The 24,463-nt window shown below is 69.1% G+C and carries 22 protein-coding genes; 4 read left to right on the forward strand and 18 right to left on the reverse strand.

The window, feature by feature from the left end:
* Positions 1 to 8: 8 nt before the first annotated feature.
* From JHL17_RS14215 to JHL17_RS14290, 16 genes are all read right to left on the reverse strand, one after another.
* Positions 9 to 818, reverse strand: coding sequence for a class I SAM-dependent methyltransferase (locus tag JHL17_RS14215; RefSeq protein ID WP_200194128.1), 810 nt, complete (start codon positions 816 to 818; stop codon positions 9 to 11).
* Complete coding sequence (locus tag JHL17_RS14220; protein WP_200194130.1) at positions 811 to 1,620, reverse strand: polysaccharide deacetylase family protein; 810 nt, start codon at positions 1,618 to 1,620, stop codon at positions 811 to 813. The genes JHL17_RS14215 and JHL17_RS14220 overlap by 8 nt, the downstream gene beginning before the upstream one ends.
* Positions 1,613 to 3,973 (reverse strand): MMPL family transporter, encoded by a 2,361-nt coding sequence (locus JHL17_RS14225; RefSeq protein ID WP_200194131.1) that lies wholly within the window; start codon positions 3,971 to 3,973, stop codon positions 1,613 to 1,615. Before JHL17_RS14225 ends, JHL17_RS14220 begins: the two co-directional genes overlap by 8 nt.
* Positions 3,970 to 4,530, reverse strand: coding sequence for a LolA family protein (locus JHL17_RS14230; RefSeq protein ID WP_200194132.1), 561 nt, complete (start codon positions 4,528 to 4,530; stop codon positions 3,970 to 3,972). The genes JHL17_RS14225 and JHL17_RS14230 overlap by 4 nt, the downstream gene beginning before the upstream one ends.
* Before the next feature lie 28 nt (positions 4,531 to 4,558).
* Positions 4,559 to 5,524, reverse strand: coding sequence for a lysophospholipid acyltransferase family protein (locus tag JHL17_RS14235; protein ID WP_200194133.1), 966 nt, complete (start codon positions 5,522 to 5,524; stop codon positions 4,559 to 4,561).
* Entirely contained in the window at positions 5,521 to 5,814 is a 294-nt protein-coding gene (locus tag JHL17_RS14240) for an ApeI family dehydratase (RefSeq protein ID WP_200194134.1), read from the reverse strand. The genes JHL17_RS14235 and JHL17_RS14240 overlap by 4 nt, the downstream gene beginning before the upstream one ends.
* A gap of 11 nt (positions 5,815 to 5,825) precedes the next feature.
* Positions 5,826 to 7,184 carry an AMP-binding protein gene (locus JHL17_RS14245; RefSeq protein WP_200194135.1) on the reverse strand — a complete coding sequence of 453 codons (1,359 nt, stop codon included), beginning with the start codon at positions 7,182 to 7,184 and terminating at the stop codon, positions 5,826 to 5,828.
* Positions 7,181 to 7,825: a COG4648 family protein gene (locus tag JHL17_RS14250; RefSeq protein WP_200194136.1), complete on the reverse strand. Its 645-nt coding sequence runs from the start codon at positions 7,823 to 7,825 to the stop codon at positions 7,181 to 7,183. The genes JHL17_RS14245 and JHL17_RS14250 overlap by 4 nt, the downstream gene beginning before the upstream one ends.
* A complete protein-coding gene (locus JHL17_RS14255; protein WP_247893535.1) occupies positions 7,825 to 8,100 on the reverse strand; it encodes a phosphopantetheine-binding protein in 276 nt (91 codons plus the stop codon). The genes JHL17_RS14250 and JHL17_RS14255 overlap by 1 nt, the downstream gene beginning before the upstream one ends.
* Before the next feature lie 391 nt (positions 8,101 to 8,491).
* The gene (locus tag JHL17_RS14260) at positions 8,492 to 9,484 is read right to left on the reverse strand and encodes a carbohydrate kinase family protein (RefSeq protein WP_200194138.1); all 993 of its coding nucleotides are present in this window, start codon (positions 9,482 to 9,484) and stop codon (positions 8,492 to 8,494) included.
* Between the two features lie 14 nt (positions 9,485 to 9,498).
* Entirely contained in the window at positions 9,499 to 10,974 is a 1,476-nt protein-coding gene (locus JHL17_RS14265) for a mannitol dehydrogenase family protein (protein WP_200194139.1), read from the reverse strand.
* Positions 10,975 to 11,196: 222 nt separating this feature from the next.
* The gene (locus JHL17_RS14270; protein WP_282189307.1) at positions 11,197 to 11,982 is read right to left on the reverse strand and encodes an L-iditol 2-dehydrogenase; all 786 of its coding nucleotides are present in this window, start codon (positions 11,980 to 11,982) and stop codon (positions 11,197 to 11,199) included.
* Positions 11,983 to 11,996: 14 nt separating this feature from the next.
* Complete coding sequence (locus JHL17_RS14275) at positions 11,997 to 13,025, reverse strand: ABC transporter ATP-binding protein (RefSeq protein WP_200194140.1); 1,029 nt, start codon at positions 13,023 to 13,025, stop codon at positions 11,997 to 11,999.
* A 12-nt stretch (positions 13,026 to 13,037) separates the two neighbouring features.
* Complete coding sequence (locus JHL17_RS14280) at positions 13,038 to 13,868, reverse strand: carbohydrate ABC transporter permease (RefSeq protein WP_200194141.1); 831 nt, start codon at positions 13,866 to 13,868, stop codon at positions 13,038 to 13,040.
* A 2-nt stretch (positions 13,869 to 13,870) separates the two neighbouring features.
* Positions 13,871 to 14,743 (reverse strand): carbohydrate ABC transporter permease, encoded by an 873-nt coding sequence (locus tag JHL17_RS14285; RefSeq protein ID WP_200194142.1) that lies wholly within the window; start codon positions 14,741 to 14,743, stop codon positions 13,871 to 13,873.
* A gap of 298 nt (positions 14,744 to 15,041) precedes the next feature.
* Positions 15,042 to 16,352: an ABC transporter substrate-binding protein gene (locus JHL17_RS14290; protein ID WP_200194144.1), complete on the reverse strand. Its 1,311-nt coding sequence runs from the start codon at positions 16,350 to 16,352 to the stop codon at positions 15,042 to 15,044.
* Positions 16,353 to 16,837: 485 nt separating this feature from the next.
* Here JHL17_RS14290 and JHL17_RS14295 point away from each other — a divergent pair, with 485 nt between their 5' ends.
* The gene (locus JHL17_RS14295) at positions 16,838 to 18,043 is read left to right on the forward strand and encodes an ROK family transcriptional regulator (protein ID WP_200194145.1); all 1,206 of its coding nucleotides are present in this window, start codon (positions 16,838 to 16,840) and stop codon (positions 18,041 to 18,043) included.
* 38 nt (positions 18,044 to 18,081) lie between these two features.
* On the opposite strand, the gene JHL17_RS14300 is transcribed toward JHL17_RS14295, so the two are convergent.
* Positions 18,082 to 19,563, reverse strand: coding sequence for an aminotransferase-like domain-containing protein (locus JHL17_RS14300; protein ID WP_200194146.1), 1,482 nt, complete (start codon positions 19,561 to 19,563; stop codon positions 18,082 to 18,084).
* A gap of 130 nt (positions 19,564 to 19,693) precedes the next feature.
* Complete coding sequence (gene ccoG / locus JHL17_RS14305) at positions 19,694 to 21,187, reverse strand: cytochrome c oxidase accessory protein CcoG (RefSeq protein WP_200194147.1); 1,494 nt, start codon at positions 21,185 to 21,187, stop codon at positions 19,694 to 19,696.
* 322 nt (positions 21,188 to 21,509) lie between these two features.
* Here ccoG and JHL17_RS14310 point away from each other — a divergent pair, with 322 nt between their 5' ends.
* From JHL17_RS14310 to JHL17_RS14320, 3 genes are all read left to right on the forward strand, one after another.
* A complete protein-coding gene (locus tag JHL17_RS14310; protein WP_211113418.1) occupies positions 21,510 to 21,866 on the forward strand; it encodes a DUF1289 domain-containing protein in 357 nt (118 codons plus the stop codon).
* Between the two features lie 188 nt (positions 21,867 to 22,054).
* Positions 22,055 to 23,908, forward strand: a complete 1,854-nt coding sequence (locus JHL17_RS14315; RefSeq protein WP_200194148.1) for a TOL_0244 family TonB-dependent receptor — start codon at positions 22,055 to 22,057, stop codon at positions 23,906 to 23,908.
* Positions 23,909 to 23,910: 2 nt separating this feature from the next.
* Positions 23,911 to 24,438, forward strand: a complete 528-nt coding sequence (locus JHL17_RS14320; protein WP_200194150.1) for a YfiR family protein — start codon at positions 23,911 to 23,913, stop codon at positions 24,436 to 24,438.
* The last annotated feature ends 25 nt before the right edge of the window (positions 24,439 to 24,463 follow it).

Here is a 24,463-nt window from a genome sequence, read left to right on the forward strand (position 1 = left end):
ATGAGTTCTTATGATCTCTGGGCCGGATCGGCGGCGGATTGCGGATTCATTGCCGGCCGGATGCTAGCATCGGAGAATTCATCCCAGGAAGGGCAAATTCGGCCTCCGCCGTTGCTTCGGCGGGCTATGAACAAGGTGTTGGCGAAAGGTGTGCCCTGGCTCATCGGCAGAGCCGCGGTATCGAAGCCGAGTTCGGCCAGCAGCGTCGACCACTCCGCCGCCGGGCGGTAGGTCAGGGGCTGGCGCCATCGGCCGCGTCCGGCGCAGGCGATCTGTTCGGCCCAGCGGGTGACCCGGAAGGGCAGGCCGCCGTCGGCGTCGGCCTCCCGCAGCAGCAGCAGCCCGCCCGGCGCCAGCGCGTCGGCGCAGCGGGCGAGCACCGCCGCCTGCTCCGCCCGGCCGAGATAAAGCAGCACGTCGAGGATGACGATGGCGTCGCAGGCCGGCAGGTCGGCGTCGCGGATGTCGCCGCGGACGACCGCGTCGGCGCCCAGCGCCAGCTGAGCGGTGCGCACCCGTCCGGGCGACAGCTCGATTCCGTGGGTGGCGAGCGCCGTGGGCGGGGCGGGCCAGTCCGCCGGCCAGTCGCCGGCCGCATGCCGTTCCGCAGCCGCGCGCAGCAGGGCCGTCAGTACTCCCTGGCCGCAGCCGAGGTCGAGCAGCCGGCCGCGGGCGGGCAGCAGCGCCCGGCTCAACAGATGGCGGAAAACGGGATCGCCGGCCAGCTTGCCCTTGGCGAAATGCCAAGCGTAGCGGCCGCAGCGACGGTACGGACGGGCGGCGGCGCTGACCAGATCGCGGAACACGGCGTCAGTCATCGGCCACCACCTCCAGAGAAACGGCCGACAACTTGCGGGCGGACAGGGTGTCAAGCAGCCGCGGCAGCACCGTCAGCACCACCGGCCGGCCGGTGCCGTCGCGGGCGGCGGAGCCGTCATGGAGCATCAGCAGGTCGCCGGCGGCGAGATTCCGCATCAGGCGCCGTTCCACTTTGGCGGGGTCGCGTCGCACGGCGTCGAAGCCGCGCCGGGTCCAGGTCGCCAGATGCAGGCCGAAACCCGCCAGCACGGGCTCCAGCAGGGGATTGCGCAAACCGGCCGGCGGCTTGAAGAAGCGGGGCGGCCGGCCGGCGAGGTCGGTCAGGATGCGCTGTGCCTCCCCCACCTCGCGGCGGATGGCGCCGATGCCCATAGCGGCGAAGCGGTGGGAATGGTGCCAGCTGTGATTCTCCACCGTGTGGCCGCGCCGGACGATGGTCTCGACCAGGGCGGGGTGGCGGGCGGCACGGGCGGCGATGCAGAAGAAGCTGGCCTTGGCGCCCGCCCGGTCCAGCTGGTCGAGGATGGTGGGCGTCACTTCCGGATCGGGGCCGTCGTCGAAGCAGAGGCCGACCTGGCCCAGCCGGGCGTTGGCGTCGGGCAGGCGGCGCAGGTTGGGACCGAGCAGGCCGCTGCGCGGCCAAAGCCCGACGGCGCCCAGCAGGGCGTGGTTGCCGACGACGGCGCCCAGTGCCCAGGGCCATGCGGCGGGCAGAAACGCCACGCCGGCCAGGGCCGCGGCATGCAGCGCGGCAGAGGCGTTCAGCAGAGGCGACGGGGACCAGCTCCGGCGCTCAGCCATGGGCTGAGGCTTCCGGTTCGACGGGGGTCCGGCGGCTCAGCACGGCGGCGAAAGCGAGGCTGAGGAAGGCGCCGACCGCCACCGTCATGCCGATACCGTGCAGGACGGGAATGCCGGAGAAGGCCAGCGTGCCGAAGCCGATGACGGTGCAGAGATTGGCGATGGCGACCGAGGCGACGGTCCGTTCGCGCAAGGGCAGGGACGGCTCCGGCCGCTGGAACAGCAGCGAATAGTTGGAGCCGACGCCGACCACTAGGAGCAGACCGACCAGATGGAAGATCGACAGCGTTTGGCCCAGCGCGGTCAGCAGCGCCATGGTGACGACGACCGCCGCCGCCAGCGGCATCACCGCGACCGCCAGCGACCGCCAGGAGCGCAGGGCGACTGCCAGCAACAGCGTGATGGCGAGGGCGCCGAGGACCGCCAGCGTCAAGGCCTCCTGCCGGTAGGTCCGGTAGAGGCTGTCGGACTCCTCCTTCAGGTTCAGCAGGATGGCGTCCCGTGCCGCGGGCTCGCCGGCCAGACGGGTGCCCAGCGCCCGCGGGTCGGCGACGCCGCGCAGCGGCAGCATCGCGGTCCAGCCGGTGCCGTGGCGGACCAGCAGGGAGTCGAATTTCAGCTTCAGGCTGGTGCCGTCCAGGCTGACCGGTGTCAGCAGCGGCTGAGTCCTCGCCGTTTCGGCGTCGGTCAGGAAAGGCGCGAAGACATCGGGGCGGAAAGGCAGGCCTTGCAGGGCTCGGTCCAGGGCTTCGCGCAGTTGGTCGGGCGGCGGCAGGGCGGCTTGGCGCATGCGTTGGGCTGCTTGGCTTGGCAGGGTCAGGGCGGGCGAATCATAGCCGGCGATCAGGCGCTCCCGGGCCAGCGCGTCGAGGGTCGGCACCAGCCGTTCGGCGGCGGCCAGCGCCTCCTCCACCGTGGCGCCACCGATGACCAGCAGATGGCCGGCGTCGGGGGCGCCGAGGTCGCGGCGCAGCGCCTCGTCCAGCCTTTGGTCGGCCTCCGCCACCGGGCTGAGGCTCGACAGCTCGGCCGACCAGACGGCGGGGCCTTGGTGGACCAGCCACGCCAAGGACAGCAGAGTCGCGATGGCCAGCGGCAGGCGCAGCGCCGGGGCGGAACGGGTCAGCGCGGTCAGCAGCGGCGCCAGCCGGGCCGGGCGTTCGGTCGAATAGCCATCCGGCAGCAGGGACAGCAGCACCCAGCGGGTGACGGCCAGCGCCACCACCAGCCCGGTGATCGAGAAGAGGCCGAGCTGCGCCAACCCGCTGAAACTGGAAAACATCATCGACCCGAACCCGGCGACGGAGGTCGCGACGCCCAGAAGCAGGGTCGGCCAGATGCGCCGAAGGGTATGCCGGGCCGGGCTGCCGGGCTGGGTCTGGGTGAAGAGGTAGATGGCGTAATCGACGCTTTCGCCCAGCAGAGTGACGCCGAAGCCCAGCGTGATGCCGTGCACCGTGCCGAAGCCCAGCCCGACCGCCGCGATGCCGGCCAGCGTGCCGGTCGCCGCCGGCAGCAGCGACAGCGCCAGCACCCGCAGGGAGCGGTAGACCAGCAGCAGCACGCCGGCCACCAGCACCGTGGCGATGATCGAGGACCGGGTCGCATCCGCCTCGATGCGGTCGCGGGTCTGGACCGAGAAGACGCCCGGCCCGGTCATCACCAGAGCGGCGGGTCCGGACGCCCCCTTCACCTCGGCGAAGGCGCCGCGGATCAGGTCCAGCGTCTTCTGCTGGGCGTCGAGGTCGAATCCGGCGGCGGCGGTCTGCACCAGCAGCAATGCCCGCGCCCCGTCGGCCGACACCCAGACGCCGTCGCGGCTGGCCGGGCCGCTGGAGTCGCCCAGCATCCGGTCGGTCAGGCTCAGGATCTCGGCGGTGGGGTCCGCCGGCAGGGCCTGTTTCAGCGCCATGCCGGCCGGCGATTGCAGCAGCCGCAAATCGTTTTCCAGCGCCCGCCGCAGCCCGTCGGCGGTGAAGCGCTCGGCGGTGACGGCGGGGCTCAGCAGATAGCGGTTGGTCCAGAGATAGGCACCGTCGGGGCCGCGCCCGGTCCGCTCGCCGTTCTCCACCGCGGCGACCAGCGGATTGCCGCGCAGCCGGGCGGCGAGGGAACGGCTGATGCCGGTCAGCCGGTCCAGCGCGTCCCCCTCGATCGCGACGAGGATCAGACGGGAGACGACGCCGTCGCGCAGCTGGTCGACCAGCAATTGCTGGGTGGCGGAAGGGGACCGGGGCAGGAAGGCCGACAGGTCGGCGGTGATCGGCGTCCGCGCGACCAGAAGGCCGCAGGCGATCAGCCCGGCCAGCCACAGCGCGATGCCCCATCCGGCCCTTCGCACCGCAGCGGTCATGCCGGGTCCGGCTGGATGGTCATGACGGAGCGGTCGCCATCGGCCTGGAGCACCTCGATGCGGCGGATCGTCGCCTCGCGGCCGGCGATGACGATGCGCTGCACGATCCTGCGCGCCTCCTCCGCCCGCGGGGTCAACTGCATCCGCCAATCCTGCAGGGAGCCTTCCAAAGCCACCTCGTAGAAGCGCATGACGGTGGGTACGTCGCCGCGCAGGGTCGCCCGGATGCTTTCGACATAGGTCTGGATTTCCGGCATGGACGACACCGACAGCGTGCGCGACGCGCCGTCGGCCCGGGTCAGGGTCAGGCGGTCGCCGTCGAGCCGCAGGCTTTCCGCTTCGGGCCGCAGCGTGCGCTTTTCCAGCAGGTCGGGACGGCGGTAGGTCAACGTGCCGCTGCTCTCCAGCGGGGTCGTCAGCAGGCCGACCTCGCGCGTTTCGGTGAAACGGGCATCGGAGCTGGTGATCTTGGCGAAGCGGGCGAACAAATCCTCCAAACCCCAGGACTCCGCCGCCAGGGAATGTGCCGCGGTGCCGGCCAGCAGGAAAGCGGCCAAGCCGATAAGGATCGGGCGGCGGGGGGGGCTATTTCCAGAAATCATAGAAATTGAACCAGTTGTAGGGAGAGGCTTTGGCGTAATGCTCCAGCCGGTCGGCGAAACGCCCGGCCGCCCAGCGCACCAGTCCCGATCGCTCCTGCACCGGCACATCGGAGAAATCGGCGATGCGTTCGAAATGGACGTCATAGCGGCGGCCGCTCTGGTACAGCCCGACCATCAGCACCACCGGCCGCTTCAGCATCGCCGCCAGTTGGAAGGGACCGAGCGCGAAGCCGGCCGGCTGGCCGAGGAAGGGCAGGCGGACCTCCTCCTCGCCATCCAGGGTGCGGTCGGCCAGCATGCCGACGAAATGGCCCTGGTCCAGCCTTTCGCGCACGCGCAGCATCGAATCGGGGCGCCCCAGCGCGATCACCTCCATCGACAGCAGGGGGTTGATGGCGTTGAGGACCGAGTTGATCTTGCGCGCATTCTCCTCGTACATCACCAGGCTGACGCGGAGGTCGCGCTGGCGATGGCCCAGCATGCGGATCGCTTCGAAGCTGCCCATATGGGCGCCGAGCAGCAGGCACCCCTCCCCCCGCTGCATCAGGTCGATGACGATGTCCTCGCCATGGACGCGGATGTCGAAATCGTCGGTCTGGTCGTTCAGGAAGAAGACGCGGTCGAGCAGGCAGGCGGCAAAAACGTGATAGTGGCGGAACAGGTCGCCAAAGCAGGGTGCCCTGCCCAGCGCCTTGGACAGGAAGTGCGCCGACGCTTTCCGCGGCTTGCGCGAGAACAGGACGAAATAGAGGCAGATCGGGTAGAGCAGCAGCCGTGCCGCCCGCCGGCCCAACCGTAGGGCGACCCAGACGATGAACTTGATCGCCGCGGTGGTGCTGCGTTCCGGCCGGTTCATCCACTCCTTGCGCCGCCGCCGTCGCGGAGGCGGCGCGCCGACCGGCGCGGACGCGGCGTCGGCCGCCGGCTTGGCACGCAGGGGAAGCTTCATGAGGTCACGCTGCCGGTCATCACGGGCTTGCCCGCCACGCTGCCGGTGAAGGCGATGCCGCCGGCCGGGGCGGCCTGCCATTCGACCCGCATTCTCTCGCCCGGCCGCACCGGGTGCAGGAACTTCGCCGCGCGCAGGCGGCAGGACCCAAGGATCAGTCCTTCCGCCGCCGCGATGGCCGTGAGCGCGGTATCGAGCAGGACGGCGCCCGGAATGACCGGGTTGCCGGGGAAATGCCCGGCGGCGGTGGGGTGGTCGGCGGGGAAGTGGATCTCGGTCTGATGAGGCACGGCGTCGCCACCTACTCGCGTCGGGGATCGTCGAGCATCCGCAGCAGCGCCTCGCGCGGCAGCTTGCCGGTCGGGTTGCGCGGCAGGGCATCGACGAACTGCAAGGGGCGTGGCAGGAAGATCGGGTCGATCCGCTCGCGCAGGTGGGCCAGCAGAGTCTCGGCGGTCAGGCCGGGCGCCACCACCAGGGCGGCGAGGCGGGTGGTCCCGCTCTCCCCCTCCCGCGGCATGAAGAAGACGCCGTCCTTCACCCCCTCCACCGAGTTCAGATGGTGGTTGAGGAAGGCGAGCGAGCTGCGCTTGCCGGCGATGTTGACCTGATCGGCGGAGCGACCGTGCAGGACGAAGCGGGTATCGCTCTTCAGCTCGATCACGTCGGCCAGCAGGGTCTCGCCGTCGAGGAAGTCGCCCGACGCCCAGGTTCCCTGCTCGTCCTGGCGCAGGCGGATACCGTCGATGCAGAGCCACTCCGCCGTCGCGCTGGTGCGGCGGACGGCGAGCTGGCCGGTCTCCGAACAGCCGTAGATTTCGTGCAGCGGGGCGCCCAGCTTCGCCTCGGCGTCGATGGCGAGCTGTGGGGCCAGCGGGGCGGTGGCGCAGAGGATGAAGTCGAGCGGCGGCAGGGCGGTGCCGTCGGCCAGCAGCGCCTGGAGATGGACCGGCGTGGTCACCAGGATACGGCGGCCCGGGAGATCGTCGAGGCTGGCGGCGATGTCGGCCGGGAACAGCGGACGGCCGCCATGCAGGACCAGGCCATGCTGGAGCGCCAGCAGGATGACCGACTCAAGCCCGTACATGTGCTGGTGCGGCACGGTGCCGACCAGTCCGGCTGGGCCGAGCCGGGCGATCCCGAGCGCGGTACCGGCGCCATGGACGCTGCGGACCAGGGTGCCCCAGCTTTTCACCTGCGGCATCGGCCGGCCGGTGGAGCCGGAGGTGAAGGCGATCGCCGCCACCTGATCTGCCGGGAAGGCGAGGTCGGCGTCCTCCGGCGGAGCGGTCAGGGAGTCGAGGCCGTCCCGGGGCAGCGCGTCGACGCAGGCCATGCCGGGATAGCGTACCCCGGCGTCGGTCAGGCAGATCAGGCCGGGGTAGCCTTCCTCCAGCTGGCGCAGCGTGTCCGGAGTGTCGTTGGGGGGATGCAGGCTGATCTGCCGGCGCAGCAGGGCGGCACCCAGCCCGACGGCGAAGCCCAGCCGGTCGCCGCACAGGTTCAGCAGATAGGCGCCATCGGGCAGGCGCCGCGCCAGATCATGGACGGCGGCGAGGTAAGCCCGCACCGTCACCGGACGGCCGTCATGCCAGGCGAACAGGGCGTCGGGGCTGCCGTGGCGCAGCAGCGGCAGGCGGCTGGTGGACAGGATGGTCATGGGGTTGGCCGCTCCGAGAAGACGCGGACGACGTCGGCGATGGAGCCGTGGGAGTGGTTGCGGAACTTCCGCAGGCGGTAGGCGTATTCCGCCAGGAACATCGCGGCGACCAGGGGCAGGTCGAGCACGTTGATGAAGAAGGACCGGAACGCGGGCGGGGCGGAGACGAACAGCAGGGCCGACATCGCCAGCTGGCCGGCGAAGAACAGGCACCAGGCGATGGTGACGCGGCGGGTGTAGACCAGCATCTCGTCGGTCAGGCTGCCGCGGATGCGCCGCGCGACCCAGGTGATCAGCGGCTCCCGCCCGGCCAGCAGGGTGCGGGCGAACAGGGTCAGCAGGCCGACATAGATCGCGGCATGGCTGATCGCCGAAGCCGCCAGCAGCCCGTCGCGGGCCGAGCGCCAGGACAGCCCGAACAGGGCGATGGCGCCGGCCAGCGCGACCCAGCGGAACCGCGGTGCGGCACGGCCGATCACCAGCCCGGTGACCCCCGCCTGCACCAGCGCCAGGATCAGCGCGGTGTCGGCGTCGAGGTCGGCGACGATGGCGCCATGGACCAGCAGGGGATAGAGCGCGAAGAGCGACAGGCCGGCGCCCACCGCGGCCCCTCCCCTGGCCCAGGCAGCGACACCCGGCATCAAGCGGCTTTGAGCTGTTGAATGTGGTCGTTCAGCGTGCGCAGCGAGGTGAAGATCTTCGTGTTGTTCTCGTCGTCCGCCCGCAGCTTCACCCCATAAGTCTTGGAGACGGCGAGCGCCACCTCCAGGATGTCGATCGAATCGAGGCCCAGACCCTCGCCATACAGGGGGGCGTCCGGGTCGATGCTCTCCGGGTCGGCTTCCAGGGTGAGGGTGTTCACGATCAGCGTCGCCAGATCGAGTTCGGTCGGCGACAGGGCCTTCAAGTCACTCATCATGCCTCACTAAAGCAACGCCTGCCGCCCCTGCGATCTTCTATCCCTTTGGATATAACCATTGGGAATGAAAGCCGTATTGGAACGATAGGATTCGCAATTTCAGGCGTCACGATAGCTATGCACCCAGGGCGATGCCATCATTATTTTGGAGTGATCGTTTCGTCCAGTTGAAGCTTGAGTTTGTTTCTAGGACTGCCGGCCGGGGTGGAGTGTGCCCCTGGAATGAGACATTTGAAACACCATGAAACAGTTTTCGGGGTGCTGTTCAGTGTTTCACTCCGGAGCGAGAGGGCGTTCATTGCTGCGGCGACGAAGGAGATGTCGATCCGGGAAACTCTAATCCCGGATCGAACGTCACACCACCGGAAGCTTCAAAACACGTTCCGGCTCAACCAGCCAGCAGCCGTTCGACCTCGGCGCGGTCGGGCAGGGAGGGGATGGCGCCGGGTGCGGTGGTGGTCAGGGCGCCGGCGGCGTTGGCGAAGCGGCAGATCCGGTGCAGCCGGTCGGGCGTGAAGGCGGTGTCGACATCTTCCAGGATGCCGGCCAGAAGCGCCGCGACGAAGGCGTCGCCGGCACCGGTGGTGTCGACGGTGGCGACGGCCATTCCCGGCACCGAGCCCGACGCGTCGGCGGTCAGGAAGGTGCAGCCGTTGCGGCCATGGGTGACCACCAACAGCCGCAAGCCTTCATGCCACAGCGTGCGGCCGGCGGCTTCCGGGTCGGCGCCGCCGGTCAGGAACTCCAGCTCCTCGTCGCTCAGCTTGACGATGGAGGCGGCGGCGATGCCCCGGCGGATCAGACGCTCCGCCGATTCGCGGTCGGGCCACAGGGCGAGGCGCAGGTTGGCATCGAAGGACACCAGCCGGCCGTTGCGGCGCGCCGTCTCCACCGCCAGCAGGCTCGCCTCGCGCGCGGCCGCGTCGATCAGGCCGATGGAGCCGGAATGCAGCAGGCGCGCCGCCGCCACCGCATCGAGGTCGAGGTCGGCGGCGGAGAAGCCGGCCATCGGCTCGCCATAGAACAGGAACTCCCGCTCCCCCTCCTCGTCGAGGGAGACGAAGGCGACGGGGGTCTTGGCATCGGGCACGCGGCGCAGGCGGGACACGTCGACGCCGGCATCGGTCAGCGCGCGCGCCAGGAAGCGGCCGAAACCGTCCGCCGCGGTCCGGCCCATGAAGGCGCTGCGCGTTCCCAGCCGGGCCAGGCCGACCGCGACATTGGCCGGCGCGCCGCCCGGCGCCGGGTCGAAGGCGCCGATCATGCCGGGCCGGGCCGGGCCGGCGGGCATGAAGTCGATCAGCACCTCGCCCAGGCACAAGGCGTCGGGTGCGGGACGGGAGGCGTCGGGCAGGCCGTCGCCCTGCGGCAAAGCGGTCATGGCGGGCATGTCCTTCAGTTGGTTCCGCCGGTATAGCGGGTCAGAACGGCGCGGGTGCCGTCCGCCCACAGGGCGCGCAGGGCGGCGGAGAAGGCGTCGCGGAAGGGCTGCGCCCGGCCGACCTCGCCATAGACGTCGTCCATGTCGAGCCAAGCGGTCGGTTCGTCGCGGGCGGCCTTGGCGACCTGGGTCAAGCGGTCCCAGTTGGGATCGTTCGGCTCGATCGGCAGGCCGCCTTCGTCCGTCCCGTAGCAGTAGCGGCACCACAGCGCCGATTCCAGCGCCAGCCCCTCGATCCCGGCACCGGCCTTCAGCCGGTCGGCGATGGACGGGACGATGAATTTCGGCTGGCGATTCGAGCCGTCGAGGCAGAGTCGGCGGATGGTGTCCTTGATCTTGGGGTTGGCGAAGCGCCGCTCGATGATGCCGAAATAGCCGGCGAGGTCGGTGCCCGGCACCGGCGGCACGGTGGGGATGATCTCTTCCCGCTCGATCTTCTGCAGGAAGGCACGGATCAGCGGGGTTTCCATCGCCTCATGGGCGAAGGTGATGCCGAGCAGCCCGGCCGGATAGGCGATCACCGCATGGCCGCCGTTCAGGATGCGGATCTTCATCGTCTCGAAGGGCGTCACGTCGGGGACGAACTGCACGCCCACCGCCTCCAGCGCCGGCCGGCCGGCGGAGAAGCGGTCCTCCAGCACCCATTGGGTGAAGTCCTCGCAGAAGACCGGCCAGTTGTCGGCGATGCCGAAGTCACGGTCGAGCGTCTCGCGTTCCTGCACGCCGGTGGCCGGGGTGATGCGGTCGACCATGCCGTTGGGGAAGGCGACGGAGGTTTCGATCCAAGCGGCGAGGTCGGCGTCGATGGCCTTGGCGATGCCCAGCACGGCGTTGCGGGTGACGACGCCGTTGTGGGGGATGTTGTCGCAGGACATGACGGTGAAGGGCACCGTCCCATCGGCGCGGCGGCGGGCGAGGCCGGCGACGATCAGGCCGAAGATTGTGGTCGGCCGCGCGGGCAGGGCGATGTCGGCGCGGATCGCCGGATGGCTGGCGTCGAATTTGCCGGCGGCGTCGATGTAGTAGCCGCCCTCCGTCACCGTCAGCGAGACGATGCGGATGGCGGGATCGGCCAGCTTGGCGATGAGGACGTCGGTGTCGCCGACCGGCAGCATGCCGACCATGGCGCCGGTGACGCGGGCGAGGCTCTGCGCGCCGGATTGCTCGACCACGGTGGTCAGCCAGTCCTGGCCCTCCAGCGCGTCGCGCATGCGCTGGTCCGACGGCATCACGCCGGCACCGAGAATCGCCCAGTCATGGTCGCGGCCCTGGGCGAACAGGCTGTCGAGATAGACCGCCTGATGGGCGCGGTGGAAGTTGCCGACGCCGAAATGCAGGATCCCGGCGGACAGGGCGGACCGGTCGTAGGCCGGCACCGATGCCCGCGCGGCGATGTCCGGAAGGGTGGCGGCGGAAAGGGCGATGGTCATGGCGATGTCCTGCGGGGGATCGGGGGATCGGGGATCCTCCCTCTCCCCCCCGGGGAGAGGGTCGGGGTGAGGGGGATGCATGGCGTGGATGGGGGGAGAGCGCGGGGCGTCCGATTCTTGAAGGTCCTCGTTGTGTGTCCCCCTCACCCTAACCCTCTCCCCGGGGGGGAGAGGGGATCCCTCTGGGGGAGAGGTGAACCGGGGGCGGGAGAGGGAAGTTCTTCAACTCATCCAGTTGCCGCCGTCGACGTTGTAGGTCTGGGCGACGATGTAGTCGGACTCGCCGCTGGCCAGGAAGATCGCCATGCCGGTCAGATCCTCCGCCCGGCCCATGCGGCCGAAGGGGACCGCTTCGCCGACCATGCGCTTCTTCTCGCCGGGCTGGAGCCCTTCATGCTTGGCGAACAGGGCATCGACGCCGTCCCAATGCTCGCCGTCGACCACGCCGGGGGCGATGGCGTTGACGTTGATGCCGTGTTTGATCAGGTCGAGGCCGGCCGACTGGGTCAGGCTGATCACCGCCGCCTTGGTGGCGCAATAGACGCCGACCAGCGCTTCGCCGCGCCGTCCGGCCTGGGAGGCCATGTTGACGATCTTGCCGCCGCGGCCCTGCGCGATCATCCGCTTCGCCACCGCCTGCAGCGTGAACAGGGTGCCGGCGACGTTGATCGAGAACAGCCGGTCATAGCTCTCCCGCGTGATCTCGACGATGGGGGCGAGATCGAACAGGGCGGCGTTGTTGATCAGGATGTCGACGCCGCCGGCCCGCTCCACCACCGCGGCGACCGCCGCGTCGATGGAGGACTGGCTGGTCACGTCGAGCGCCACGGCATAGGCGCCGGGACCGATCTCCGCCGCCGCCGTCTCCGCCGCCGCGAGGTTGATGTCGGCGATGGCGACGGTGGCGCCCTCCGCGACATAGGCGGCGGCGAAGGCGCGGCCGATGCCGCGGGCGGCGCCGGTGACGATGGCTGATTTGCCGTCGAGACGTTTCATGGGGCTGGTCATCGGACTGAACCCTTTCATGCCACTTTCATGCCCGCCGCCGTCGAGGGCAGGGCGTTGCCCTCGGCGTCGAAGCGGTGGATCTTTTCGGTCTGCGGCGTCAGCCAGACGCGGTCGCCGTGATGGACCGGGAACTCGCCGCCGGCCCGCGCCACCATGGTTCCGATGCCGTCCACCTGCACATAGACGAAGGTGTCGGAGCCCAGATGTTCGGACACGGTGACGGTGCCGGCCCAGCGGCCGGACTCCGTGGACAGAACGAGATGTTCGGGGCGGATGCCGATGCAGTCGGCGCCGTCGCCGCGGGCGAATTCCCCTTCGATGAAGTTCATGCGGGGGGAGCCGATGAAGCCGGCGACGAAGCGGTTGCGCGGACGCCCGTACAGCTCGATGGGCGAGCCCACCTGCTCGATCCGGCCGGCGTTCAGCACCACGATCTTGTCGGCCATGGTCATCGCCTCCACCTGGTCGTGGGTCACGTAGATCATGGTGGTGCCGAGGCTGGCGTGCAGCTCGGAGATCTCCAACCGCATGTTGACGCGGAGTGCTGCGTCCAGGTTCGACAGCGGCTCGTCGAACAGGAAGGCGGTCGGCTCGCGGACGATGGCGCGGCCGATGGCGACGCGCTGGCGCTGGCCGCCGGAGAGCTGGCCGGGGCGGCGGTCGAGATAGTTGGTGAGGTTCAGCACCTTGGCCGCCGCCTCGACCTTGCGGTCGATGGCGGCCTTGTCCAGCCGGGCCATCTTCAGCGGGAAGGCGATGTTGTTGCGCACGGTCATGTGCGGATAGAGCGCGTAGGACTGGAACACCATCGCCAGCCCGCGCTGGGCGGGCGGCAGGGCGGTCGCGTCCTTGCCGTCGATGCGGATGGTGCCGGACGACACATCCTCCAGCCCGGCGATCAGCCGCAGCAGCGTGGACTTGCCGCAGCCGGACGGGCCGACGAACACCACGAACTCGCCATTGCCGATGGAGAGATCCAGCGGCGGGATGACGGCGATGTCGCCGAAGCTCTTGGTGACGCGGTCGAGCGTGATCTGACCCATAGCGGGTTCCCCCTACTTCACGGCGCCGAAGGTCAGGCCGCGCACCAGCTGCTTCTGGCTGAACCAGCCGAGAACCAGGATCGGCGCGACCGCCATGGTCGAGGCGGCCGACAGTTTCGCGTAGAACAGCCCCTCCGGGCTGGAGTAGCTGGCAATGAAGGCGGTCAGCGGTGCCGATTGCGAGGCGGACAGGTTCAGCGTCCAGAAGGCCTCGTTCCACGCCAGGATGATGTTCAACAGCAGGGTGGAGGCGATGCCGGGCACCGCCATCGGCAGGAGGACGAACAGGATCTCGTCGCGCAGCCCGGCGCCGTCCATCCGCGACGCTTCCAGGATCTCGCCGGGGATTTCGCGGAAATAGGTGAACAGCATCCAGACGATGATCGGCAGGTTGATCAGCGTCAGCACGATGACCAGACCGATGCGGCTGTCGAGCAGCCCGAAATCGCGGAACAGCAGGTAGATCGGGATCAGCACGCCGACCGGCGGCAGCATCTTGGTCGACAGCATCCACATCAGCACGTCGCGGGTGCGCTTGCCGGGGACGAAGGCCATCGACCAGGCGGCGGGAACGGCGACCAACAGGCCGAGGAGCGTCGAGCCGACCGAGATGACGACCGAGTTCCAGAAATGGAGGAAATAGTCGGAACGCTGCTGGACCTCGGTGTAGTTCTCCAGCGTCCAGTGGAAGGCGAGGAAGGTCGGCGGGGTCGCCACCGCCTCGGCCTCGGTCTTGAAGCTGGTCAGCGCTGTCCACAGGATGGGAAAGAAAATCACGATCCCGATGGTCCAGGCGACCAGGGTCACGACCAGTTTTTTGCGGTTGGTTGCGGCGCGCGCCATGGTCAAATGTCCAGGTTGCGGCCGATCATCCTCATCAGGAAGACGGCGACGATGTTGGCGAGGACGACGGCGACGATGCCGCCCGCGGAGCCGCCGCCGACATCGAACTGCAGCAGCGACTGGGCATAGACGAGGTAGGTGATGTTGGTGGTGGCGGTGCCGGGGCCGCCGTTGGTCGTCACCAGAATCTCGGCGAAGACCGACAGCAGGAAGATGGTCTGGATCAGCGTCACCACCGTCATCGCGCGCGCCAGATGGGGCAGGATGATGTGGATGAAGCGGTCGACCGCGCCGGCGCCGTCCATCTCCGCCGCCTCCAGCCGTTCGCTGTCGAGCGACTGCAGGGCGGTCAGCAGGATCAGCGTGGCGAAGGGCAGCCACTGCCAGGTCACGATCAGGATGATCGAGGACAGCGGCGCCTCGGCCAGGAAGTCGAAGGGCTGGAGGCCCAGCCCCTTGGCGATGGCGGCGAACAGGCCGTTCACCGGGTTCATCAGCATGTTCTTCCACACCAGCGCCGAGACGGTGGGCATGACGAAGAAGGGGGCGATGACCAGCAGGCGGACGATCCCCTGTCCCCAGAAGGGCTGGTCGAGCAGCAGGGCCAGCCCGATGCCGCCGGCGATGGTCAGCACCAGCACCCCGCCGACGAGCGCCAGCGTGTTGCCGAGCGCGGCGAAGAAGGCCGGATCGGTCAGGAAATACTGGTAGTTCAGCGTGCCGATGAACTCCTCCGTCCCCGGCATCAGCAGGTTGTAGCGCAGGAAGGAGAAGTAGAGCGTCATCACGAGCGGGATCAGCATCCAGCACAGCAGCAGGATGACGGCCGGAGACATCGTCAGGCGCGCGGCGGCACGCGAGTGGGCGGTGGCCATGGCTCGACCCTTGGGTAACGGCGTTGTGAGATGCGCGGTTAGGCGTCAGGGTAATCGCATTTGAAGTGAGACCGGGGACAGTCCGCTTCCGAAGCCTTTCTCCCCTTGAGGGAGAAGGGTTGGGATGAGGGGGCGACGGCCGTCAGGCCGGGGAGGAAGCCTAAATTTGCAACCCCTCACCCCACCCCGCGGGTCGGCAAAACGCCGTTGGCGTTTGGCCGATCCCACCCCGCAAGGGGAGAGGGACCCTGTCTGCGAACGAAGCCCAGATGCGATCGGTCTGATCAGGCGTGACCGCTTACTTGATGTAGCCGGCCTTCGTCATCTCGCGGGTGGCGATCGTCTGGGCGGTCTGCAGCGCCTGGTCGGCGGTCGTCTGCCCGGCGAGCGCGGCGGAGAAGGTCTGTCCGACCGCCGTGCCGATGCCCTGGAACTCGGGAATGGCGACGAACTGCACGCCGGTATAGGGGACCGGCTGCACCGTCGGGTGCTGCGGGTCGGCGGCCTGGATCGACTTCAGCGTCAGGTCGGCGAAGGGGGCCGTCTTGCGGTATTCGGCGTTGGCGTAGAGCGAGCTGCGGGTGCCCGGCGGCACGTTGGCCCAGCCCTCTTCCTTGGCGACGAGGTCGAGATAGTCCTTGGAGGTCGCCCAGGAGATGAAGGCCTGCGCCGCATCGCCCTTCTTGCTGCTGGCGGGGATCGCGAGGTTCCAGGCCCACAGCCAGTTCGAGCGCTTGCCGAGTCCGGTGTCGGGGGCCAGCGCGTAGCCGACCTTGTCGGCGACCTTGCTCTGCGCCGGGTTGGAGACGAAGGAGGCGGCGACGGTGGCGTCGATCCACATCGCGCATTTGCCGGACTGGAACAGCGCCAGGTTCTCGTTGAAGCCGTTGGAGGAGGCGCCCGGCGGGCCGGCGTCCTTCATCAGGCCGAGATATGTGGTCAGCGTCTGCTTCCAGGGATCGGTGTTGAACTGCGGCTTCCAGTTCATGTCGAACCAGCTGGCGCCGAAGGAGTTCGCCATGGCGCTGAGGAAGGCCATGTTCTCGCCCCAGCCGGCCTTGCCGCGCAGGCAGATGCCGTAGACCTCGGCCTTCTTGTCGGTCAGCTTGCGCGCGGCGTCGGAGACGAAGGCCCAGGTCGGCGCCTCCGGCATGGTCAGGCCGGCCTTCTCGAACAGGTCCTTGCGGTACATGACCATCGAGCTTTCGCCGTAGAAGGGCGCGGCATAGAGCGTGCCGTCGGTGGTCAGGCCGCTGCGGATCGAGGGCAGCAGATCCTCGACGTCGTAGTTGGCGCCGAGCTTGTTCAGCGGCATCAGCCACTTCTGCTTGGTCCAGATCGGAACCTCATAGGTGCCGATGGTCAGGATGTCGTACTGGCCGCCCTTGGCGGCGATGTCGGTGGTGACGCGCTGGCGCAGCACGTTCTCTTCCAGCGTCACCCAGTTCAGCGTGATGTCGGGGTGCGCCTTGGTGAAATGCTCCGACAGCTTCTGCATGCGGATCATGTCGCCGTTGTTCACCGTGGCGATGGACAGAGTCTCCGCCTGGGCGGAGCTGCCGAGAAACGCGGCGACCGCCGCGCCGATCAAGGAAAGTGCACGCTTCATTCCTGTTTTCCTCCCCAATGTCCGTCCGGCCGCGCCCCGGTTGCGGCACGCCGGTTCGGCGGAGGCTTGCCGCCCCGCCGGCCTTTGCGACTGGTCGCCCGACATCCGCATGCGTCCACGGCATTCGGTTTGTAGGGCACACCAACACTATGGCGCGGCGGGCCGGGAGGCGCAATAGATAAATCACATTGATTTTAATATTCGGTGCGGCGCAGCGTTGATGGCGCCCACGACGTCGGCGAAACCGCTGGTCCGGCGAACTGGCATTCTCGAACGGGCAGGGGGAAGAAGGCAGGGTTTAAGCCGTTTTCGCGGTATCGCTTGCCCCGTTCGGGCGCGGCTTGCTACGGTTGCGAAGCGTCGAAGATGACCGGCCCTTTGGCCAGGATGGTGACCGAGTCGCACTAATTAAATCACTTTGGTTTTGTTATATTGGTTGTTATACGGATTGTTGCGGGAATTCGAGGCGGGGAGGCGGCGGGAGGATGCGGGGCGGCGATACCACCGGGCTGCGCGCCTACAACGAGCGGCTGGTCATGCATGCGCTGCTGCAGACCGGCATGCTGTCCAAGGCGGAGATCGCGCGGGAGACTGGGCTCAGCGGGCAGGCGGCGTCGGTGATCGTCAACCGGCTGCTGGAAGACGGGCTGCTGGTCAAGCTGGACAAGGTGCGCGGGCAGGTCGGACAACCCTCCACTCCGATCGCGCCGAATCCGGACGGGGCCTATGCGCTGGGGGTGAAGATCGGTCGGCGCAGCGTCGAGGCGATCCTGATCAACCTGCTGGGGGAGGAGCTGGGGGCGAGCCGGGTGCGCTACGACGCGCCGCTGCCGGAGCCGACGATCGCCACCGCCATCACCCAGGCCGGGGGCCTGCTGGCGCATCTGTCGCCGGCGGCGCGGTCGCGGGTGGTCGGGCTGGGCGTCGCCATGCCGGACGAAATCCATGCCTGGTCGGCCGAACTGGGGCTGGCGCCGGGCGCGCTGGACGGCTGGCGCGACGCCGACATCGCCGGCGCCTTCGCGCGCGCGACCGGGTTGCCGGTGACGCTCTACAACGACGCGGCGGCGGCCTGTGCGGCGGAGATGATCGCCGGCCATGCCATCACCAGCCGAAGCGCGCTCTACATCTATCTCGGCACTTTCATCGGCGGCGGGGTGGTGATCGACGGCCGCCTCTATCGCGGCGAGCAGGGCAATGCCGGCGCCATCGGATCCATGCCGACCATGCCGGCCGGGCCGGGAGCTCCACCCGGGCAGCTGATCCACAGCGCCTCCGTCTTCCTGCTGGAGCGCGCGCTGGAGGCCGCCGGGATCGACCCGTCGGCGGCGCTGTCGGCCGCCCTGGCCGACGGCAGCGGCGAGAAGGCGGACGCCATCTTCGACGCCTGGGCCGACACGGCGAGCGCCGAGCTATCGCGCGCCGTCGTCTCCGCGCTGAGCGTCATCGATTTCCAGGAGGTGGTGGTCGACGGCTTCCTGCCGCCGTCCTGGCGCGACCGCTTTACCCAAAGGCTGTCGGAAGCGGTGGAACGCTTCAACCGGTCGGGCCTGAAGACGGCGCCGGTGATGGCGGGGTCGATCGGCCCGATGGCCCGCGTGCTGGGGGCGGCAATGCTGCCGCTGAAGGCGCGCTTCTCGCCCGATACCGACCTGTTGATCCGGTCGGGCATGGCGCGGGATCTGGTCTGATACCAGCGGTCTCCCTCGATGACCGCCGGCATGACGGCTCAGATCACGATCCCCGCCAGAGCGGGACTCTGGTCGAGGGCGTCGGCTAGGGTTTCCAGCATGCGGCGGCAGTCGGGGCGGCCGACCGGGGCGCCCAGGCAGATGCGCAGGGCCTCCGGTGCCGTTCCGCCGGTCAGGAAGACGTCGCTGACGGCGGCGGCGATGCCGTGGCCGCGCAGATGGGCGGCGAATTCCCCGCGCGTCCAGCCCGGCGGCAGGCTGAGCCACAGATGGAAGCCTTCCGCATGCGCGGCCATCGATGCATGGGGAAGGACCTCGCGCGCCATGCGCTGGCGGACCGACGCCTCGGCGCGGATGGCGGCGAGCAGCGCGTCGGCGGTGCCGTCGGCGATCCATTGGGTGGCGACGGCGGCGGGAATCGGCGGCGTGCCGAGGATGGTCGCCCGCTGGGCGGCGGCCAGGCGGGCCGCCTGCCGCGCGTCCGGGGCGGCGACATAGGCGATGCGCAGGCCCGGTGCCACGCATTTCGCGAGGCCCACGACATGGAAGGTCACGTCGGGCGCCACCGCGGCGATCGGCGGCGGGGCGTCCTGCGGCAGCACGCCGTAGATGTCATCCTCGACGATCGGGAGATTGTGGCTGCGGGCGATGGCGGCGATGGCGGCGCGCCGCTCCGCCGGCAGGGTCGCCGTCGTCGGGTTGTGCAGGGTGGGGGTGCAGTAGAGCAGCTTCGGGGCATGGGCCGCGACGGCGGCACGCAGGGCGTCGGGATCGAGGCCGTCGCCGTCCATCGCCACCCCGACCACCCGCAGGCCGAGCTGCCGCGCGATCGCCTTGAAGCCGGGATAGGTCAGCTCCTCCGTGCAGACGGTGTCGCCGGGGCGGGTGTGCATGCACAGCAAGGCGAGCAGGGCGCTCTGCGTGCCGGGACAGACGACGATCCGCCCTGCGGCGTCGCCTGCACGGAGGTCGGGCAGCCGCCTGCCCAGCCAGCGCGCGCCGGCCGCGAGGTCCTCCTCCCCGGTCTGGAGACCGGCGCCGGCCTCCTGGTAGCGCAGCAGGGCCTGGGGATCGAGCCGCTCCATCGCCTGGGCCAGCCCTCGGCTCACGCGGTCCAGCAGCTCCGGTGAATCGGGCAGCGGCGGCTGGTTCATGGTCATGTCGATGATCGCGGCCGGAGCGGCGGCCACGCGCCGGGGCGAGGCGTTCTGCGCCGGGACGTCATTCGCCGCAACGGACTGCGCACGGACGAAGGTGCCCTGACCGACACGGGCGTCGAGCAAGCCGCGGCGGCGGGCTTCGCTGTAGGAGCGGCTGACCGTGGTCAGGTCCACCCCCAGCCGGTCGGCCAGGACACGTTGCGGCGGTAGCCTTTGACCCGCCGACAGCCGGCCGCTGGCGATGTCGTCGGCAAGGGCGTCGGCGATGGCGAGATAGACCGGCTTGGCCCGCCCGGTCAGATCGGGTTGCCAGATGCCAGTGTCCGACTGTCCGGCGTTTTCCAGGTTATCGGATTGCATGGATGGTCTGGCCGTTCCCTTACCCGCATGCTGCGGCACCGTCGGTATCATATGCGCTTTCCCTTGTCGGTGCCGCAAGGTTCCGATAATCCCCAACCTGGGGCGAAGGCGATCCACGCCGCGTGATCGATCACGGGGCGAGGAAGACGCTGTCATGCCGGGCCGGCTGGCCGGCTCCGCCTTCGGGCGTCAGCGTGACGGTCAGCGGCGTGGACGGGGCCGACAGGGCCGCCTGCGGCACGCGGACCTGGATGCGGTAGGTCTCCACCGCGTTGGCACGGGCCGACAGCGACAGCTCGCCGGTTTCCGTGCCGTCGCTCGACAGGCTGAGGCTGGCCTGCGGCAGGCCGGACAGGGTGAGGCGATAGTGACGCTCCACCAGCGACATGTTGGAGATCTTGATGGTGTAGGCGTTCTGGATGCGGCCGTCGTTGAGCGTCACGAACAGCGGCGCCCGGTCGCGCAGCACGGAGACGTCGTTGCTGGACTTCATCGCCAGCGCGATGGCCATCACCCCGACGACGACGACCAGCATCAGGCCGTAGACGATGGTGCGCGGCCGGATCAGGCGGTAGCGGGGCGGCGGCGTGCCGGTCGCCTTCGCCGCCTGGGCGGTCAGGGTGTCGAAGCGGATCAGGTCGCCCGGCCGGCCGATCCGCACCATCACGTCGTTGCAGGCGTCGACGCACAGGCCGCAGCCGATGCATTCCATTTGGATGCCGTCGCGGATGTCGATGCCGGTCGGGCAGACCTGGACGCATTGGCCGCAGTCGATGCAGTCGCCGAAGCCCTTGTGGGTCCGGGTGTCCCAGCCTTCGCTCTTGCGCAGCGGCGCGCGCCCTTCGCCGCGCCAGTCCTGGTAGGTGACGACCACGCTGTCCTCGTCCAGCATGGCGGCCTGGATGCGCGGCCAGGGGCAGACGTAGAAGCACATCTGTTCGCGCATGAAGCCGGCCATCGCATAGGTGCAGCCGGCGATGAACAGGACGGACCCGGCGGCAAGCGCCGAAGCGTCGAAACGCAGCAGATCGAGGGCCAGGGTCGGCGCGTCGGTCAGATAGGCGATGCCGAAGAAGCCGGTGACGGCGGAGATCGCCAGCCACGCCGCATGCTTGACCGTCTTCTTCGCCAGCCATGCCGCGGTCCACGGGTGCTTGTCCAGCCGGATGCGGTCGCCGCGATCGCCCTCCACCCGCCGCTCCACCCAGACGAACAGGTCGGTCCATACGGTCTGCGGACAGGTGAAGCCGCACCAGACCCGCCCGCCGAGTGCCGTCGCCAGGAACAGGCCGATGGCGGCGATGATCATCACGCCGGTGACGTAATAGACATGCTGGGGCCACAGCTGCAGCGCGAAGATGTAGAAGCGCTGGCCGTCCAGGTCGAACAGCACCGCCTGGTCCGGTTGCCCCGGCCCGCGGTCCCAGCGCAGCCAGGGCAGGATGGCGAACAGCGCCAGCAGGACCACGCCCAGCACCGACTTCAGGCGCCGGTATCGCCCCCGCACCGCCTTGGGATGGATCTTGCGGTGGGACGCATAGGCCGGCGGCGGATCCGGGTTGGCAGCCGCATGGTCGGGGCGTCGGGTGATGGTCGGGGCGTCGCTGGGCGCATCGCTGGGCATGGCTCACCTGGCACGAAGAAGCCGTCCGGCCGCTCGCTCGCCGCCCGGCAGGCGTATGGAGCGACGGCGATCCGGCGATGCCGCTTGTATGGATAAGTAACGCCCGTGCATCAAGTGTATTGTATGGAAATATGTCCGGAATCCGCCCGGTGCGGCGGTTTGCCGCATTCAATGTACGGATTTCTAAAGAAGAAATTCCCTACAATATCGGAAATGGCGCCGGGCCGGCTCATTGCACGTATCCCGTTGCCCCGCTCCTATTGTCGCGCGCGAATCCTGGCGCACATTGTCGTCGAGCGGAGAAAAGCATGCGACGGGCGTCATGAGCGAAAACCCTGTGGGAGCCATATCGAAGAAGGACACCCGCAATCCCTGCATCGGCCTCTGCCGGTTCGGCGGAAACGGCGCCTGCCTGGGCTGCCACCGCAGCAAAGCGGAGGTCAAGGGATGGAAGCGGCTGGGCGATGCGGCGAAGGCGGCGATAAACCGAAGGATCGCGCAGGGACTCCAAGCCGAATCGGCCGAAGCGAAGGCGCCGCGCAAACGCCTGCGCAAGCTGGACAGGAAGATCGGCAAGCTGGAATCGAAACTCGCCACCTTGCGGGCCGAGCGCGAGCGCGAGCGCTTGGCGGGAGCCGGCTCCGAACCCGGCCGGCAGCCGCCCGAAAGCTCTAGGTAGCATTCGGCCGTTCCGCCTAGCGTGAAGCCGGAGCCTGGGCTGCTATAAAGCTCGTTCGTCCGGACACTGAACAGAGCAAGCCAGCCCCAATGCCATGGCCAGACACCCGTCGGGAAAGCCGGTGCCGCAGGCCTGAGAATGACGTCGGTTCGGTCCGCAGGCTGGCGGCCGCCCTGTCGTTGTCGCTGATGCTGCTCCCGAACGGGGCACCGGCCCAGACGGTCGAGGATCTGTCGACCCTGTCGATCGAGGAGCTGGGATCGGTCAAGGTCACCTCGATCTCCAGACGGCCGGAGCCGCTGAGCGATGCGGCCGCGTCGGTCTATGTCATCACGGCGGAGGACATCCGGCGGTCCGGCGCCACCAGCCTGCCCGAGGCGCTGCGGCTGGCGCCGAACCTGGAGGTGGCGCGGCTGAACACCGCCGCCTACACCGTCACCGCCCGCGGCTTCAACTCGCCGGAATCCGCCAACAAGCTGCAGGTGATGGTCGACGGCCGCAGCGTCTATTCGCCGGTCGCCTCCACCGTCTTCTGGGAGGCGGTGAATGTCCCGCTTTCGGAAATCGAGCGGATCGAGGTGGTCAGCGGTCCGGGCGGCACGCTGTGGGGAGCCAACGCGGTCAACGGCGTCGTCAACGTCATCACCAAGTCCGCCGGCGACGGCCTGGGCCCCGAGTCCAGGGGTGGCTTCGCCGAACTCGGCACTGGCTCCGGCGAGCGCAACGGCACGCTGCGCTATGGGGCGAGGATGGGGGAGATGGCCCTGCGCGGTTACCTGACCGGCTTCGACCGGCGCAGCAGCCACGCGGTGACGCCGGGCGACGCCTCCACCGACGGCTTCGACGGGGCACAGGCCGGATTCCGGCTGGATGGAACGGCCGGCGGCGGGGTGGCATCCTATACCCTGCAGGGCGACCTCTACCGCAACCATACGGAATGGCTCGACACCACCCTGCATGGTGGGAATCTGCTGGGGCGCTGGACCCACAGGCTGGGCGACGGGTCGTCGGTGCAGGTGCAGGCCTATTACGACCAGCAGAACCGCGACTACCAGGTCGCGACCGACCGGCTGCAGACCGTCGACGTCCAGGCCCAGCACAATGTGGCGCTCGGCACGCGGCACCAGCTGGTCTGGGGCGCGCAGTACCGGGCGTGGCAGTCGACCTTCCGTTCGCGGGTCGCCTTCGGCTTCCCGGAGGATGAGGCGACCATCTCGCTGGGCAGCCTGTTTGCCCAGGACGAGATGACGCTGGCGCCGCGCCTGAAGCTGACGGTCGGCATGAAGGCGGAATACAACAGCTATTCCGGCTTCGACATCCTGCCCAACCTGCGGCTCGCCTGGCGGCTGTCGGACGCGCATCTGCTGTGGACGGCGGTCAGCCGGTCGGTCCGCACGCCGTCGCGCGTCGATCGCGAGCTGTCGGGGGCGGGCATCCTGGCGCCTTCTCCCGATTTTCGGTCGGAACGGCTGACCGCCTACGAAGTCGGCTATCGCGGCCAGCCGGCCGCGAACAGCCAGGTGGCGCTGTCGGCCTTCTACAACGTCTATGACGACCTGCGCACCACCAGCCTGACGAATGGCGGCCTGCCGGTCATGCTGCGCAACGATATGGAAGGAAGCACCTATGGCCTCGAAGGCTGGGGCAGCTACGGACTGACCAGCTGGTGGACCCTGCATGCCGGGGCCAACTGGATGCACAAGAATTTGCGGCTGAAGCCGGGGGCGACCGACCTGTCCGGTTTCCAGGCCGCCGGGCAGGATCCGGCCTATCAGGTGCAACTGCGGTCGCGGATGAACCTGACGCCGGAGGTGGAGTTCGACGCCACGCTGCGTCGGGTCGGCCGGGTCGCGGTGTCGGGCGTTCCGGCCTATACCGAGGCCGATCTGCATCTGGGCTGGCACGTCACCCCGTCCCTGGAGCTGTCGCTGTTCGGCCAGAACTTGCTGCATGCCCGGCATCTCGAGGCCTATGATCCGTCCAACAACGCGCCGCGCGCCATCGGGCGGAGCGTCTATACCCGCCTGCGGGTGGGGTTCTGAGCATGGGGAACCGGCGTTTCCCCAATCGCTGCGTTTTCGCCCTGGCCCTGCTGCTGGCCGGTGGGCCGCCGTCCCTCGCCACGGCGGCGGAGCCGCTGGAGGCGGCGGTGAAGGCGACCTTCCTTTACAAGTTCATCGCCTTCGTCTCCTGGCCGCAATCCGCCTTCGCCACGGCCGAAGTCCCTTTCCGGATCTGCGTGGCCGGGCCGGATCCCTTCGGCGACCTGCTGGACCGCGCCGTCGCCGGGCAGAGCGCCGGCGGCCGCCCCATCGAACTGTGGCGCCGCCCGAGGTTCGACCGCGGATCGGGCTGCCATCTGCTCTACGGCAGCGGAAGCCAGGACGGGCTGCGCGGCGAGCCGGTTCTGACGATCAGCGATGCCGATGCGCCGGGCGGCCCGATGGCCGGAGCCGTCGTCACCTTCGTGCTGCAGGACGACCGGGTCCGCTTCGTCATCGATGCGGCAGCGGCCCAGGACAACCGTCTGAGCGTCAGTTCAAAGCTGATGAGCCTGGCGGTCCGGCAATGAGACAGCCGACGATCGGAAAGCCGGC

The sequence above is a fragment of the Azospirillum endophyticum genome, assembly GCF_016595245.1.
Lineage (GTDB): Bacteria > Pseudomonadota > Alphaproteobacteria > Azospirillales > Azospirillaceae > Azospirillum > Azospirillum endophyticum.